Below are 16,940 nucleotides of genomic sequence, written 5' to 3'. Positions count from 1 at the left end.
AAAGTTAACAGCCGATCACGCTGTTAACTTTACAATGCAAAGATATATACATTGCTTGGTATTGTGCAATACATAGTACTGTATTTATGATTATTTTAACATTTTTAGCCAATTGTGTACTTGTGTAATATGGTCTTTATTAGTAAGTGCGCACTTTTTTTGACTTAAATGCCTGATATTGCTAGTACTTTTTGCGTTTTGAAGGGTCTGTTATAGAGGGGAAGATGGGGAGGATTATTAACAATAATGTAAAAATTAAGCAAACAAAAATATAATTTAATTTTTGGCTATTGCGGCTATAATCCCTACATTTACTCGCTCAAAAATTTTTAGGATTAAATAAAAAATTTATGAAGAAAGTATTTTTATCCCTTTTTCTTTCTCTCACGGTTTGGGGCGGTGTGCATGCACAGTACAACATTGGCGGCTTTCCTAAAAGCGTGACCAGTCGTGCTGCGCTGGAGAACCAGAAGGTTCCGCTGGTGACGCTGGCAACCCCGGATTTTGAAAGTGCCAAGAAGGAGGATGCGGCGTTTATCGACAGGCCAGGGAAGTTCAGAGTGGCATTAGCAGTTAATACTGACATTACTTTGAGTAATTCAGGTACGTTTACCTACCTGCCTGACGGCAGCAAGGTTTGGAGAGCAAAATTCTCAGTACCTACTTCTGTTGCAATCAAACCCCTTTATAAGGCCTTCCAGGTACCAAAGGGTGTAACTTATTACATTACCAACGAAAATGGTAAACAACTGGTAGGCGGTTTCGACTACCGTTCCAACGTTCCGGAAAAAACCATGGGTCATGAAATGATCCAGGGCGACGTCATCAACCTGGAAATGGATATCGATGCCGGTGTTAATGTAAACGACATCGAGTTTCACATTACCCAGCTTTACGGCCTGTACCGTGGCGCTACCGCTTTCATCGGCGAATACGTTACTCCTGAAGAAGGCGACGTAGTTGCTAAACCTACCCAGTATTCTCTCGGTGATTCCGATCCCTGCCAGATCAATGCGGCGTGTCCTACGGCTGCACCCTGGGAGCAGATCAGCAAAACTGCTGCGCACATCTGGATTACAGATGGTACCAGCGGCGGTTACTGTTCCGGTAACCTGATCAACAATACCGCTAAAAACTGTGCCCCGCTTTTCCTGACTGCGATGCACTGCGATGACGGTAATGGTAAATCAGATTCTTACTTCAACCAATGGGAGTTTACCTTCGGTCTGCAATCCGGTTTCTGTGCCGGCGGTGGCGGTACTCCTACCAATAAAGTACTTACCGGCGCCAATTTCCTGGCCCGTTCCGATTATCCTGCCAGCGAAGTGGGCAAACAGAATCCTGCCTTTACAGGTGACTGGCTGCTGCTGCGCTTAAGGGATCAGAACAACCAATTACCAGGTTGGGATACTTATCTCGGTGGTTGGGATCGTACCGGGGTCGTGAGCGATACCTTATGGGTTTCTTTCCACCATCCTGCAGGCGACCGTAAGAAGTTCTCCAAAATGACAGGACTGATTGGTAGCGGTACTTTCAACCAGAACACCGTGCCTAATACACACTGGCAGGTAGCTTTCTCTGAAGGTGGTTCTCAGCCCGGTTCTTCCGGTAGCTCTATCTTCAATGCTTCCAACGGCCGTATCATCGGCGACCTGAGCGGCGGTAGCGGTTCTTCTCCCTGCTCTTCCAACAGGAGGGCCTTGTACAGCAGGCTGGACCGCAACTGGGAATATCCTGAAGGCGATGGTACTTCTGCATCCAAGCTGAAACCACACCTGGATCCTGCCAGCACCGGCGCTACCACTATGGAAATGGCCAAACTGGTAGGCGGCGGTACCTGTAACGATTCTCCTTTCTCTCTGAATCCAAGTGATGTGAAAGATGTGGAAGAACTGAATTCCGGTATTGCTATTTTCCCGAACCCGTCTACAGGTATGGTGAACATGAAGTTCAACCTGTCTACTATTTCGGATCTGAATGTAACGATCGTAAATATCCTGGGTGCTAAAGTTGGCAGCTACGCTGTTAAAGCTACCCGTAACGGCAACGTTATCCTGGATATGAACCAGTACGCTAACGGCGTATACATGTTACAGATTTCTACAGCAAAAGCAACAGTTAGTAAAAAAGTTGTTTTAAACAGGTAATCATTTTAACTCAGTTGAACAGTAAAAAATTGCCATATTCATATGGTATGGCAATTTTTTACTAATAGTTAAAATACTGTTTTGTAGAGTTTAATTTTTTATTAAATTTGCCACGGTTTTTTTAGATTAATTTTTTAACTAAAAGTAGATTTTTAACAAATAACAAAGCGTATGAAAAAAATGTTACTTCTGTTTGCACTCTTCCTATGGAGTGGCGTGCAAGCTGTAATGGCACAGACCAAGGCCCGAGGAACGGTACTTGATGAAAAGAAAGAGCCAGTACCCGGAGCGGCAGTTAAAGTAGTGGGAACCTCTACTGGTACTGTTACCGACGCCGATGGTAATTTCGAAGTGGAAATTCCGGAAGGAAAAAGCGGCAAACTGGAGATTAGCGCTACTGGTTATAGCCGTGTAGTGGTTAACGGCGGCGAAGGCGTCGTTGTAAACCTGGAAGTATCTTCAACTATGTTGAATGAAGCGGAGATCACCGTACCTTACGGCCCTCCTGTTACTAAAGAAAAATATGTAGGTGCTGCGGACCGTATCACCTCCAAACAAATTGATAAAATGCCTGTATCTGACATCACGAAAGCGATCGAAGGTGCGGCTCCCGGTATCCAGGTTACCAACGGTGGCGGTCAGCCAGGTAGCGGTGCCGGTGTACGTATGAGGGGTACTGGTTCTTTAAGCTCCAGCAATGCTCCCCTGTATGTACTGGACGGAACGCCTTATGTTGGTGACATCACTTCACTGAACCCACAGGATATCGAGTCTATCACCCTGTTGAAAGACGCGACTGCAACATCTCTGTACGGTTCCCGTGGTGCTAACGGTGTAATCGCCATCACTACTAAAAAAGGTAGAAGGAATTCTAAACCAAGGATTACCGTAGATGGTAAAGTGGGTATTGTTCAGCGTGCGCTGCCTAACTACGATATCGTTACTGATCAGAAAGATTACTATGTAAACGCATGGCAGGCTTTCTACAATCAGCTGATGACTACGTACAAGAACGACTACGTAACTAACAACCCTAATGCTACTCCTGCACAGATCGCTGCCCAGGTACCTAAATGGCAGAGCAATGCCAGGAACCTGGCTGCCGGTTATTCTGGCGAAGGTATCGTAGACCGTCTGGGTTACAATGCTTTCGATAAGAAAAACTACGAACTGCTCGATACATTCGGTCACTTCAACCAGGATGCGAAACTGAAATACCAGGATGACTGGTTCAAAGAATTACAGCGTACCGGTTTCCGTCAGGACTATAACCTGGCAGTTGATGGTGGTAGCGAAACTTCCGACTACCGTTTGTCATTCGGTTACCTGAAAGAAGATGGTTTTATCAAATACTCCAACTACGACAGGTTCACTACCCGTATCAATGTAAACTCCCAGGTTACAGACTGGCTGAAAGCCGGTATCAACCTGTCTGGTTCTTTATCTAACCAGCGTTATTTCGGACAAGACGGTTCCAGCAGTGGTAACCCTTCTTTCCAGGCCTTACAGATGGCTCCGATCTATCCTGTTTACTACCGCGATAGCGCAGGTAACAAACAAATCGATCCACTGACCGGCGAATACAAATATGACTGGGGTTCAGTTGCTAACGATCCTGAAAGTAGTATCGGTACCAAACCAAGTCTGCCTGGTGACAACATCCTGGGTTCTATGGCCCTGGGTGATACCAAACAGAAAATTATCAACTCTGTACTGGCTACCTACCTGCAGGCTAAATTCCTGAAAAACTTTACCTTCTCTACCAACCTGAACCTGAACTATGTTGGTGTAAGCGCTTATTCTTACAGCAGCATGCTGCACGGTCAGTCTAAAGGTACAAAAGGCTTCCTGAGCAAATATGCACAGAACGACATCACTTATACCTGGAACCAGTTATTGTCCTGGCAGAAACAGATGGGCGCACACAACCTGTCTTTAACTGCTGGTCACGAGTTCTATAGCTATAACAGCAACTATGTACAAGGTGTTAAAACCGGTTTCCCTGGCCCTGACTTCCGTGATCTGGCTGTAGCAACTACTGTAGTATCTACAAGCTCCAGGACTTATGACGAAACACTGGAAAGCTGGTTGGCTTCTGCTAACTACGATTACGATAGCAAATACTTCCTGAGTGCAAACGTAAGGAGGGATGGTTCTTCCCGTTTCTATAAAGATTCCCGTTGGGGTACCTTCTGGAGTGTTGGTGGTGCATGGCACATCAGCAGGGAAGATTTCCTGAAAGATGTTTCCTGGCTGAACCTGCTGAAACTGAAAGTAAGCTATGGTACACAGGGTAACAACCAGATCCTGAATGCTGACGGTTCTCAGAACTACTATGCTTGGCAAGGTCTGTATGCCCTGGATAAACCAAACGGTAACAACTCTTCTGCTATTCCTAAATCCCTGCCTAACACGCTGTTGACCTGGGAAAAACAGAAACAACTGAATGCTGGTTTCGAAGCAAACCTGTTTGACCGTATCTATGTTGAATTCAACTATTTCGATCGTCGTAACAACGACCTGCTGTACAACCGTCCTTTCCCACGTTCTACCGGTTTCTCTTCCCGTGTTGAGAATATCGCGAACATGTACAACAGGGGCGTTGAGATCAACCTGAATATTGCTGCTGTTAAGTCTAAAGACTTCCGTTGGGATATTGGTCTGAACTGGACTAAAATCAAAAATGCGATCAGCAAAATGCCTCCGGGCCGTGACTCCGTTATCTCTGGTAACATCATGCTGAAAGCTGGTCACTCCCGTTATGAATTCTACCTGGTTGAAAGCGCTGGTGTAGATGCTTCCAATGGTGATGAACTGTACTACTATACTGCTGAAGATGGAACAAGGAAAACAACTGCTGTTTATTCTGAAGCGATCAACTCTAGGAAATACATGGGTTCTGCAATGCCTGACTTCTCTGGTGCTATTACAAACACCCTGTCTTACAAAGGTTTCGAACTGTCTTTCCTCTTCACTTATGGTGTAGGTGGTAAATACTACGACGGTACTTACTCTGGCTTGATGGGTGGTGGTCAGATCAACATTGGTGAGACCAACTTCCACAAAGATGTTGTTGCCAACAGCTGGACTCCTGAAAATACCGGTGCTTCCCTGCCACGTCTGGAGTATAACAACCCGAACATCGGCCAGGCTAGCTCCCGTTGGTTAGTAGACGCGTCTTACCTGAACCTGCGTAACGTAAACCTGAGCTATACCTTCTCTCCTGCTCTGGCTAGCAAAGCTAAACTGAGCTCTTTAAGGGCTTATGTTGCAGTCGATAACGCTGCTTTCTGGTCTAAGCGTAAAGGTATGAACCCTCAGGCTACCTTTGATGGTGAAGCTTCTTATGTTTATGTTCCTGCACGTACCATCATGTTTGGTCTGAATCTGGGATTATAATTGTTAAGCTATTATTCATAACAAAAACATTGAACATGCGTATATCAAATAAATTTTTAATCCTTGCTCTTGCCGTGGGTACAACACTGGCGGGATGTAAAAAAAGCGTACTGGATACGCAGCCGTCTGATGCTGCGACAGACGAAAACCTTTATACCACGACCACCGGCGCCTATATGGTGCTGGATGGTATGAACCGTGTAATGTCTGACCGTGCTCCGGCACTGGGCGACAACGACCGTCACAATGACTTCGGTGCCAAAACTGTGGATCTGGCTGACGACGTTATGGGTAACGACGTGGTTTGTAACGCGAACAACTTTGACTGGTTTACCGGTTGGTATGACTATACCGGTATCGTAAGGCCTACTTATGCAGTAATTGCAATTCCCTGGGCGTTCTACTACAAAGTGGTGAATGCTGCCAACAACCTGCTGGCTCGTATCGATGGCGCTGCAGGACCTGATGCTGATAAAAACAACATCAAAGGTCAGGCACTGGCTTACAGGGCTTGGGCTTACTACCGCCTGTCAATCTACTTCTGTAAAACGTACTCCCTGGGTCAAAGCAATCCTGGTCTGCCTATCTACCTGACACCGACTTCCGGTACTTCAGAAGGTGCGCGTCGTAGCACAGTTGGCGAAGTTTACACGCAAATCACTACCGATCTGAAAATGGCGGTTGATCTGCTGGCAAAAGGTACTACCAGCACCAATAAGTCTTACATCTCCCTGGCAACTGCTCAAGGTATCTATGCCAAAGTAGCGCTGACTATGGAAGACTGGACTAAAGCAAATGAAATGTCTTCTGCTGCGATCAGCAGCACGGGTGGTGAATCCAAACTGATGGACACCACTGCATACCTCGGAGGCTTCAACTCTTCTACCAACTCTGAGTGGATGTGGGCTTCTGCCTTAACTCCCGACCAGACCCGTGCTTACCAGATTGTTTGTTTCATGTCTTTCGTAGACGGAACCAGCAACCAGAGCTATGCCGGTGGTGGTGCTGCCTGGAGGAAGATCACAAAACAGTTGTTTGATAAAATCCCTACTACCGACGTTCGTAGGAAAACTTTCGCAAGCGACCGTAAACAAACTAAATTCCGTCTTGCTACTCCGAACACATGGGTATATGACAACCTGTACATGCGTCTTGCTGAAATGTACCTGATCAAGGCCGAAGCTCTGGCTAACTCAGGTCAGGACGCTGCTGCGGTTACTGCCCTGGAAACACTGATCCAAAAGCGTAACAAGGCTTATACCTATGCCGGCGGTGCTTACTATACCGGTACAGGCAATAAACTGAAAGAGGAAATCTACCTGCAGCGTCGTATCGAGCTGTACCTGGAAGGTATGTCTTACTCCGACATCCAGAGGTTGAAAAAACCATTGGAGCGTCCTAGCGGCTCTGGCAACCACGATATCGCCAAAGCACAGACTATGACCCTGCCAGCTAGCGATAACAAGTTTGTATGGAAGATCCCTCAGTCTGAACTTGATGCTAACATCAATATGAACGAGTCTGATCAGAATCCATAATTCAGTTAACTGACTATATTTTAGCCGCCCGATTGGAAAATTGGGCGGCTAATTTTATTTTTGCCTATTCAAAAAAAAACAATGATTTGCCTATGTCACTCGAAGCAAGAATAATGGAACAACTGAAGCAGGCGATGCGCGACAAGAACGAAGCGGCGCTGCGTACCCTGCGTGCGATTAAAGCAGCCATACTGCTGGAAAAAACGGCTACCGGCGCTAAGGAGGAATTAACCGAAGCGGAAGAGCTGAAAATGCTGCAAAAGCTGTCCAAACAGCGTAAAGACTCGCTTGATATATTCCGTACACAGAATAGGGAAGACCTGGCTAAAATAGAAGAGGAAGAGCTGGCCATTATTGAGCAATTCCTGCCGCAGCAATTATCCGAAGAGGCGCTTACCGCTAAGGTAAAAGAGATTATAGCCGCTACGGGCGCTACTTCTCCCGCTGATATGGGTAAGGTAATGGGTGCCGCCAACAAAAGCCTTGCCGGTCAGGCCGATGGTAAGGCGATCGCCGATACCGTGAAGAAACTGCTGGCCTCCTAATTTTTCCTGTATCATGGCGATAGATGTCATCTACCTGTTATTTTTAGTACTGTTTATGATAAGGGGCTACAACAAAGGTTTTGTGGTAGCCCTTTTCTCGTTCTTTGCAATTATTGCAGGCGTAATGGGCGCCCTCAAGCTTTCGGGTTCCGTATCCGGGCTGCTGTTTAATAACAGCCAATGGGCCGTGTTCCTTACCTATATCCTGGTGTTTATACTGATCGTATGGCTGGTACGCCTGGGCGCCAAACTTATAGAGAAGAGTGTGGAGGCTGTAGCCCTTGGTTTTGTGAACCGCCTGAGCGGCGCTGTGTTATACGGCTGTATTGTTAGCTTCGTATTCAGTTCGCTGTTATGGCTCCTGAACCAGATGGGGATAATCAGGCCGGAAACCCAGGCCCAGTCTAAGGTGTATGCCCTGGTAGAGCCGTTTGCACCTGCTTTGTTCGCCCTGATCGGGAAGCTGTTCCCTTTTGCCAAAACGATATTCGATGATCTGGGACATCTGTTCGACCGTATTAATGATCATCTCCCCGCACAACATGTGGATACTGCTAGATAACTACGATTCTTTTACCTATATCCTGCATCATTACCTGCTGGAGCTGCATGATGATGTCCGGGTATTCCGCAATGATGAAATCAGCCTGGAGGCCTTGCTGGATCTGCAACCTGCGCGGATCATCCTGTCTCCGGGCCCCCGTACCCCTGCATCTGCCGGTATTACCAACCAAGTTATTGCAGCTTGCCACCAGTGTATCCCGATACTGGGTATCTGCCTGGGGCACCAGGCGTTGGGCCAGTTTTTCGGCGCCCGCCTGGTAAAGGCGCACAGGCCCGTACATGGTAAAACCAGCCTGGTACGCCATAACGGGCACCCGCTTTTCCAGGATATTCCGGGTACTTTCGAAGTAATGCGTTACCACTCCCTGCTGCTCAAAGACTGGGAAAATACCGGGCTTCAGCCGCTGGCCTTTACCGGCGAAGGGGAACTGATGGTGATGACCCACGCCCTTTATCCCTGCACGGGTATCCAGTTCCATCCCGAATCGATACTCACGCCGGAGGGCAAACAGCTATTGTACAACTGGGACCGGTTATGCCGGAACCAGGGCATATAAACGGATGCGGATTAGAAATTGGTTAATTGCCCCCGGGCTGGATAGCGCCTGCGGGATATGCACTAACTTTGTCTTTAAAATCAATTGACCCTTGAAGATATTTCTTGCACAGCAGAATTACCATATCGGAAATTTTGAAGCCAATACCCGGAAAATTATCGACGCCATACGGGCAGCCAAAGAACAAGGCGGCGACCTGGTCGTATTCAGCGAACTGGCAGTATGTGGTTATCCGCCCAGGGATTTTCTCGAATTCGAAGATTTTGTGGATTCCTGCCTGCAGGCTGTCGATGAGATCAGTCGTGAGGCAAATGGCATTGCCGTGCTGGTAGGCGCCCCCTCGCGCAATCCGCAGGTAGAAGGTAAGGACCTTTTCAATAGCGCTTATTTCCTGGCTGAAGGCCGTATCCAGCAAGTGATTCATAAAACGCTATTGCCCAATTACGACGTGTTTGATGAATACCGGTATTTCGAACCGGCCTACGAGTGGGCCGTGGTGCCCTTTAAAGGCAAGAAGCTGGCAGTTACCATATGCGAGGATATCTGGGATATAGCGGACAATCCCCTGTACCGTTCGCGGCCAATGGACCGGCTTATGGCCGAACAGCCCGATATCATGATCAACCTCAGTGCTTCGCCTTTCGATTATGTACATGCCGAAAACCGCCTGGCCGTGGTTAAGAAGAATGTGGCCCGCTACCGCTTGCCCATGATCTACTGTAATACGGTGGGCTCGCAAACCGAGATTGTATTCGATGGCGGTTCGCTGGTATGCGATGCCGAAGGCAACCTGGTTAAGGAAATGGGCTATTTCCGGGAAGAGCTGGCAGCAGTCCATTGGGACCTGCAGGGCGGCTTTACGGAACAGCCTGTACATGCACCGGCCGTATTGCCCGGAACGGCTTTAACTACTCCTGTTTTCGAACCCTTGCTTCATATCGACCGTATTCATGATGCTCTGGTAATGGGTATTCGCCAGTACTTCGAAAAGATGGGCTTTAAACAGGCTATCGTCGCCTCTTCGGGTGGTATCGACAGTGCAGTGACCCTGGCCCTGGCCTGCCGGGCTCTCGGGCCCGAAAATGTGCATGCCTTGCTGATGCCCTCCCAATTCTCTACCGATCATTCGGTAAGCGACGCCGAGCAGCTTTCTAAAAACCTGGCCAACCGGTATGATATTCTACCGATCAAACCTATATTCGACCAGTTCGAATTATCGCTCCAACCCATATTCGAAGACCGGCCTTTCAATGTTGCAGAGGAAAATATCCAGTCGCGGATAAGAGGCGCATTGGCTATGGCCCTGAGCAATAAGTTTAATTATATCCTGCTGAACACCTCCAACAAAAGCGAGCTGGCTACCGGCTATGGCACCCTCTACGGCGATATGGCTGGTGGCCTGGGCGTATTGGGCGACCTGTACAAAATGCAGGTTTTTGCATTGGCCCGCTTTATCAATAAAGATGGTGAGATTATTCCCGAAAATATTATTACCAAGCCGCCTTCGGCCGAGCTCAGACCCGGGCAGAAGGACAGCGACAGCCTGCCCGACTATGCGATTATGGATGCGATCCTGTACCAGTATGTGGAACGCAGGCAGGGCGCCGGGGCGATCGTGGCCCAGGGCTTCGACGAGGCATTGGTACACCGTATCCTGCAAATGGTAAACCGGAACGAATACAAGCGTAACCAGTTTTGCCCGATCATCAGGGTGTCTTCCAAATCCTTTGGTATAGGCCGCAGGATCCCTATTGTAGCCCGTTATTTCAGCTAAACATAACGTTATTCCCCCTTCAACGGGAGCAGGCCGGCGCCGGCTTGCTCCCGTTTTTTATCTCCGGCCATCCGGGCAGCACATAAAAAAGCTGGTCCTTAAAAAAGACCAGCTCCGTATATCGTTGCTTACCGGTTATACCTTACTGAGATCCTGCGCCGCTATCCAGCCTTCCCGGCCATTGGGCAGTTTTACATTGTAATAGTTGCCCTCCTCCTGGTTGATCTGTACCACGGTACCTTCAGGCAGGGTACCCAGTACTTTACTGTTGGACTGCGGGCCTTCGAAGAAACTGATGCCGGCCTGCATCACTACAGCCTTGCCACTGTGTTGGCGGGCATCGTAGGTAAAAAAGGCCATACAGCCGCAAACCAGCAGGGTAACCACGCTTACCGACAACCAGCGGCCCGAATGACTGAATTGCTCCTTACGGACACGGGCAAAATAAATGACCGTCAGTACCGCGCAGAAGGCGAGCAGGCTCAGCCAGGCCCATACATCCGGAGACAGCGACTGTACCAGGCCGTTCCACCAACGTATAAAAAAGATAGGCGGGAACTCGGGTAAGGGGTTCAGTACACGACCTTTCGCCAGGGCCAGGTTATCGCTTACCTGTTTACTATGCGGATCGAGGTGCAGCGCCTTCTCGTAATGAAGAATGGCCCCGCCCACTTTGTTGAGCCGGTAATAGGTATTGCCGAGGTTGTAGTGTATATCGGCATTATTAACGCCCCCGGACAGAAGCTTTTCATAATATACTGCGGCGCTATCGTATTGTTTGTGCGCGTATAAGGTGTTGGCGGTTTGCCACAGGCTTTTATTATCTGTTGTTACGGCATAAGTAATGTTATGCAGCAAGAACAGGAGGATTATGGCCGCCGTTGTTCTAAAAATCGATGTGGTCAGACGCTGATTAGCCGGCATGTTGTAATGTGGTATTATTCTTGGTTTTCAATACTTGTTCCAGGGCGCCGATCACTGTGGAGGCTTCGTTCAGGGTGTGTTGCCGCTGTTTCTGCCCGCCCGAAGGGCTGTAGAGGGCCATTTCGCATTCGAGTATCAGGTGGCTTACCTGCTCGATCTGGCTGGCAGGTACCTGTTTATGTTCCAGTTCGCTGGCCACATTATCTTTCGAGAGGTTGGACAGGGGTATCGCCAGTTTGTCGCTCAGGTACAGCCATATGGCTTTCGATACTTCTTCGTAAAAGGCCTTGTGCTCCTGTTGGGGCAGCAGTTTACGGGCGGTAGCCAGGCGTTTCCAGGCAATCTTATTGGCTTTTTTATTGCGGAACAAGGCGGTGTTTCCGGCATAGGCATCCTGGCGGCGTTTCCAGATCAGCAGGCCCGTAAATGCCAGTATGGGTAAGAGGTAAAGAGCCCAGTAGCCTGCACGTCCTGCAAGCGGGCGCTGTACGGTATCCGGCTGAAGCTCGCCTTTTGTAATGTCATGAATATCGCCGGGTATGGCCTGGTCCCTGGCTATGGCCGGGTTATAATTTTTACCCTTGGTCACCTGTAGCTTAAACGGCTGGGTTTGTACGGTTTTGTACTGTCCCGAGCCCGCATCATAATAGGCAAAGGGTATGGGGGGAATGGTAAAGTCGCCCGGCATTTGCGGGCTGATGGTATAGGTAAATATCTTGCTGCCGGTAATCGCTGGATTGCGACCGGTAATGGTATCGGTTACCAGCGGATCGCTTACGCCCAATTCGCCGGCGAAGGCTACCTTGGGGTTACTGATCAGCTTGAGGTTGCCGCTGCCCGATACCGTAAAGGTAAGGGTGGCCACATCATCGGTACTGAGTGTCTTTTTATCCAGGCTGGCTTGTATACTGAAGTCGCCCACAGCGCCGGTAAAGGAGGCCGGCTGGTCTTTTGCGGGCAGGGGGCGTACATTGATCTTTACCGGTGGACTGGATAATTTTACCGGTACATCTTTGTAATTGTAGCCAACAAAGGCATCGTCATTAAAAAAGGGATCATCCATAAAGAAAGATCCGAACATAGGGTCGTCGGCATAAGGGTTGCGGCCTTTAACCTGTTGTAATACCCTTACCACACCTTCGGCCTTGGCGGCATCCAGCTCGAGGGCGCCATCCTGCTGCGGGAACAGGGCGGAACGCTTCAGCAGGAATACCTGGTAACGTTGCCCGTTTACAACCTCTTCGCGTGCTTTGGGCGGGTTGGGAATCTGGAAGTCCTGGCTCCAGAAGCCGTTCAGCGAAGGCAGCTGGGTCAGGTTCACCGTCATCGGCAACCGGGTATACAACTTATAACTTGCCGTTATCTGCTCGCCTACATGAGGATTGGTTTTATCGACATCAACACGGATAAAGATGTTCTTCGAAATATTTTTCTCGTCCATGCTTTGCAGTTCAGCGCTTTGCTGCTGGCGTGCCTGGTTCTGCTGCTGGCGGTATTGCTGCTGTTGCTGCATCATCCGTTGCTGCATCATGCGCATAGCGGCAAAGGGATCGTCGTCGAAGGGATCGGCGGCGCGTTGCTGCGGCCTGCCGCCTGCAATAGCGCCATTAACCACATCAAGCTTCAGGCTGTTGGAGGAGATTGTTTTCCCGCCTACATCGACCTTGGCCGGGGGAATGGTAACGCTGCCGGCGCGCAACGGACGGAGTACATAGGTCAGGCTCACGGCGGAGGTCTGGCGGGTTTGCCCGTTCACGACATTGATACTGGTATTGTTGGACTGGTAGGGGCCGCCTTCTATGGAGAATCCTGAAAACGAAGGCGGTTGGAAATTGCCGGCATCCCGGGCATTACTTAAGGTATAGGTTACCTGTAGCTGGTCTTTGGTACCTACCCGTTGGCTGCTTACCTGCGCCGTAAAAACAACTTCCTGGGCAAAGGTGCTGATATGCAGGCCAATCAGTATAAAGATCCAGGCAAAACTCTTCTTAAGCATCATATCGATAATGGGACTCTAGTGCTTTAATAACGTACGAAAATAAAAATTGTATATCAGCATGCAGTTAAATCAGCGTTAAATGCTTTTCTGGTAAGGATTTCAGGCATTTTAACCTCGAATATACATGTTGATTTACAAATCTTGTTTATGCTCATCCGTTCCATTTTCCTTTGCCGGGCAGGAGACGGCGTCTAAAGTTAGTAATAAACTACCGAATGTACGGTTTAAAAGCAGAACGGGGTGACGGATTACAGACGCCTGTTATGAAAAAAGTCCCGGTCGACCGGGACTTTTTTTATTATGCTTTTTATAAACTTAAATGTCGATTTTGGCGTACTTGGCATTTTTCTCGATAAACTCGCGGCGCGGGCCTACTTCCTCGCCCATCAGCATGGAGAATACCATGTCGGCTTCGGCAGCGCTTTCGATGGTAACCTGTTTCAGGTTACGGCTCTCTGGGTTCATGGTCGTATCCCAGAGCTGTTCTGCGTTCATCTCACCAAGACCCTTATAGCGCTGTATGCTTACGCTGTCTTCTTTGCCGTTGGCCAGTTTGCTCACTGCTGCTTTACGTTCGTCTTCCGTCCAGCAGTAAATGCCTTCCTTACCTTTTTTAACGAGGTACAGCGGCGGCTGGGCCAGGTATACATAGCCCTGTTCTACCAGAGTGGTCATATAACGGAAGAAGAAGGTAAGGATCAGGGTAGCGATGTGCGAACCATCGACGTCGGCATCCGTCATGATGATTACCTTGTGGTAACGGAGCCGGGTCAGGTTCAGGGCCTTGGGATCGTCGGGGGTACCAACGGTTACGCCCAGGGCGGTATACATGTTCTTGATCTCCTCGTTTTCGTAGATTTTATGTTCCTGTGCTTTCTCCACGTTCAGGATCTTACCCCTGAGCGGCAGGATGGCCTGGTAGCTACGGTCGCGGCCCTGCTTGGCAGTACCACCGGCCGAGTCACCTTCGACAAGGTACAGTTCGCAACGCTCGGGATCTTTATCGGAGCAGTCGGCCAGTTTGCCGGGCAGACCGCCGCCGGTAAGTACGCTTTTGCGTTGTACCATTTCGCGGGCTTTCTTGGCTGCAGCGCGCGCCTGGGCGGCAATAATCACTTTGTCGATAATGACTTTTGCTGCTTTCGGGTTTTCTTCGAGATAAGCGTCGAGCGCACGGCTTACGCAGCCGTCCACTACGCCGGTTACTTCGTTGTTGCCCAGCTTGGTTTTGGTCTGGCCCTCGAATTGAGGCTCGGGTACCTTAACCGAAATGATCGCGCTCAATCCTTCCCTGAAGTCGTCGCCGGTAATTTCGACTTTGGCTTTTTCGAACAGTTTGTTCTTATCGCCATAGGCTTTGAACACACGGGTTATCGCCCTGCGGAAGCCCGCTACGTGGGTACCGCCTTCGATCGTGTTGATGTTGTTTACGTACGAGAAGATATGCTCGTTGTAAGAGGTATTGTAGGTAAGCGCCACGTCTACGGCTACATTGCTGTCTGCATCGTGCGTTTCTACATAAATGGTATTGGGAATAAGCGGTTCGCGTTTGCCATTGCTGTCGAGCAGTTGTACAAACTCTACGATACCGCCTTCGCTATAAAACTCTTCGCGCGGCACATCACCGTTTTCTTCATCGGCGCGTTCGTCTACCAGGATAATACGGATACCCTTATTCAGGAAGGAGAGCTCGCGTAAACGGGCAGCCAGGATATTGCGATGGTAAACGGTATCTTTAAAGATGGTACCATCGGGTTTGAAATGTACGATGGTGCCGGTACGGTCGGTAGTTCCGATCTCCCGTACTTCGTACTGGGGAACGCCCTCTCGGTATTCCTGCTCAAATATTTTGCCCTCGCGGTGTACGGTTACATGCAGGGGATCGCTGAGTGCGTTCACACAACTTACACCCACACCGTGCAGACCGCCGGAAACTTTATACGTGTTTTTGTCAAACTTACCCCCGGCATGCAGCATGGTCATTACCATCTCGAGAGCCGATTTGCCTTCTTTGGAATTGATACCCGTTGGAATACCACGGCCATCATCCTCTACCATTATCGAATTGTCGGGTTTGATGGTAACAGTAATGTTCTTACAATACCCTGCAAGCGCCTCGTCGATGGAGTTATCTACAACCTCGTACACCAGGTGGTGCAATCCCTTGATCCCGATATCACCGATATACATGGACGGACGCTTACGAACCGCTTCCAATCCTTCCAGAACCTGGATACTGTCCGCGCCATAATTAGGTGGTATGGCGGGTGTAATTACTTCTTGATTTTCTGTACTCATTATGACGTTTTAGAAACGAACCCTTATGGATAAAAACACAATTTAAAAGCTGCTTCTGCACTCAGGAAAACAGCCTTTTATTAACGAGCAAAAATACGAAAAAATAAGGGCATCAGCAAGAGAAATGATTTAAAAAACTAATAAAACAAAGGCCAAAATCACAGGTATAATTATTCTTAAAGTATTCTTAAATATGCTGTAAACACGAGCTTTATTTGGAATTATTCTCATCTGTTCTACCTTTGCTAAAATTTTACAATCATGAAAAAAATCATCTTATCCTGTGCAGCCCTGGCTTTTGCCGCTGTAACTATGGTATCTTGCGGCGAAAACAAAGACGCTGCTAAAGAAACAGCTGCTACTGAAACTGAAAAACCAGCTGAAACACCAGCAGCTACTGCACCGGAAGCTCCTGCTGCTAACGCTCCTGCAGCAGAAACTCCTTCTTTTTCTAACGAAGATGTAAACAAAGGTCTGGCCGAATACAAAACGCTGATCGCTGATTACGTTGCCGCTCTGAAAAATAAAGACCAGGCTAAAGTATCTGAACTGGCTGCTAAAGCGCAGAAAGTAAACGCTAACATGCCTGAGTGGATGAAAAAACTGAAACCAGAAGAAACTCAGAAATTCACCGAGTACTTCCAACAATTAGGCAAAGAGTGGGCTGAAGCCGCTAAAGCTGCTATGTAATTGAATTTCCCAGGCTTGTAACAAAGCTGATTATACGAAAGCCGGACCCCAGAGGTCCGGCTTTCGTCATGTATGGATGTATTGTGGATCAAGCAGAATTTCTGGGGGATTAATAAAAAGCCTTGTTCTTAAAACGAATCATCATTCTGCCATATCCTTATTTATTTGCTTAGCTATTCGCAGTGTCTTGCTACGAATCTACATAGCTTGGCAGTTACGACCATTTGCAGCAGTGGAATACGTTTTTTCTCGCAGCGATACGGCGACGCAGCGAACGGGTGTATATTGGTCGTAACATCTGGCCACCAACCACGTAAGCATGCTTTGCTCAATACCCGTTACATACACTGCCGGGACGTCAAGCCAGGAAACAGCCAAACATACCGACCTTTAGAAAAAGGGCGTTAATAAACCGCGTAGCGCTCATGAGCACCAATAAGAAAATAAAAAAATACAGCGAATAAATGCAGCAGGACGCCGTATAGAAAGAAATACAGTTCCCACA

At 48.5% G+C, this 16,940-nt stretch carries 11 protein-coding genes; 8 read left to right on the top strand and 3 right to left on the bottom strand.

Translation table 11 applies throughout. The features are described from left to right. The first annotated feature begins 350 nt into the window (after positions 1–350). The 7 genes from B0I18_RS01035 (at position 351) to B0I18_RS01005 (ending at position 10,524) form a co-directional block, all read left to right on the top strand. Complete coding sequence (locus tag B0I18_RS01035) at positions 351–2,147, top strand: T9SS type A sorting domain-containing protein (protein ID WP_106520793.1); 1,797 nt, start codon at positions 351–353, stop codon at positions 2,145–2,147. 171 nt (positions 2,148–2,318) lie between these two features. Continuing rightward, the gene (locus tag B0I18_RS01030; protein WP_106520792.1) at positions 2,319–5,546 is read left to right on the top strand and encodes a SusC/RagA family TonB-linked outer membrane protein; all 3,228 of its coding nucleotides are present in this window, start codon (positions 2,319–2,321) and stop codon (positions 5,544–5,546) included. A gap of 35 nt (positions 5,547–5,581) precedes the next feature. Beyond that, positions 5,582–7,084: a RagB/SusD family nutrient uptake outer membrane protein gene (locus tag B0I18_RS01025; RefSeq protein ID WP_106520791.1), complete on the top strand. Its 1,503-nt coding sequence runs from the start codon at positions 5,582–5,584 to the stop codon at positions 7,082–7,084. Between the two features lie 92 nt (positions 7,085–7,176). Then, positions 7,177–7,629, top strand: coding sequence for a GatB/YqeY domain-containing protein (locus B0I18_RS01020; RefSeq protein WP_106520790.1), 453 nt, complete (start codon positions 7,177–7,179; stop codon positions 7,627–7,629). A gap of 13 nt (positions 7,630–7,642) precedes the next feature. Further along, positions 7,643–8,191, top strand: coding sequence for a CvpA family protein (locus B0I18_RS01015; protein ID WP_106520789.1), 549 nt, complete (start codon positions 7,643–7,645; stop codon positions 8,189–8,191). Then, the gene (locus B0I18_RS01010; protein WP_106520788.1) at positions 8,172–8,750 is read left to right on the top strand and encodes an anthranilate synthase component II; all 579 of its coding nucleotides are present in this window, start codon (positions 8,172–8,174) and stop codon (positions 8,748–8,750) included. Before B0I18_RS01015 ends, B0I18_RS01010 begins: the two co-directional genes overlap by 20 nt. Positions 8,751–8,841: 91 nt before the next feature. Further along, positions 8,842–10,524 (top strand): NAD+ synthase, encoded by a 1,683-nt coding sequence (locus tag B0I18_RS01005; protein WP_106520787.1) that lies wholly within the window; start codon positions 8,842–8,844, stop codon positions 10,522–10,524. A 135-nt stretch (positions 10,525–10,659) separates the two neighbouring features. Here the strand turns inward: B0I18_RS01005 and B0I18_RS01000 are convergent, their stop codons facing one another. The 3 genes from B0I18_RS01000 to gyrB all read right to left on the bottom strand — a co-directional run bounded on the left by B0I18_RS01000 (position 10,660) and on the right by gyrB (position 15,745). After that, complete coding sequence (locus tag B0I18_RS01000) at positions 10,660–11,382, bottom strand: tetratricopeptide repeat protein (RefSeq protein WP_181358285.1); 723 nt, start codon at positions 11,380–11,382, stop codon at positions 10,660–10,662. A gap of 55 nt (positions 11,383–11,437) precedes the next feature. Further along, positions 11,438–13,444, bottom strand: a complete 2,007-nt coding sequence (locus B0I18_RS00995) for a BatD family protein (protein WP_181358284.1) — start codon at positions 13,442–13,444, stop codon at positions 11,438–11,440. A 318-nt stretch (positions 13,445–13,762) separates the two neighbouring features. Next, positions 13,763–15,745 carry a DNA topoisomerase (ATP-hydrolyzing) subunit B gene (gene gyrB, locus B0I18_RS00990; protein ID WP_106520784.1) on the bottom strand — a complete coding sequence of 661 codons (1,983 nt, stop codon included), beginning with the start codon at positions 15,743–15,745 and terminating at the stop codon, positions 13,763–13,765. A gap of 261 nt (positions 15,746–16,006) precedes the next feature. Here gyrB and B0I18_RS00985 point away from each other — a divergent pair, with 261 nt between their 5' ends. After that, positions 16,007–16,435, top strand: a complete 429-nt coding sequence (locus tag B0I18_RS00985; protein ID WP_106520783.1) for a hypothetical protein — start codon at positions 16,007–16,009, stop codon at positions 16,433–16,435. Positions 16,436–16,940 lie beyond the last annotated feature (505 nt).

This window comes from Taibaiella chishuiensis, assembly GCF_003014535.1.
Classification (GTDB): domain Bacteria; phylum Bacteroidota; class Bacteroidia; order Chitinophagales; family Chitinophagaceae; genus Taibaiella; species Taibaiella chishuiensis.
Note: the sequence above shows the minus strand (reverse complement) of the source record. Positions and strands in the feature narration are given on the sequence as shown.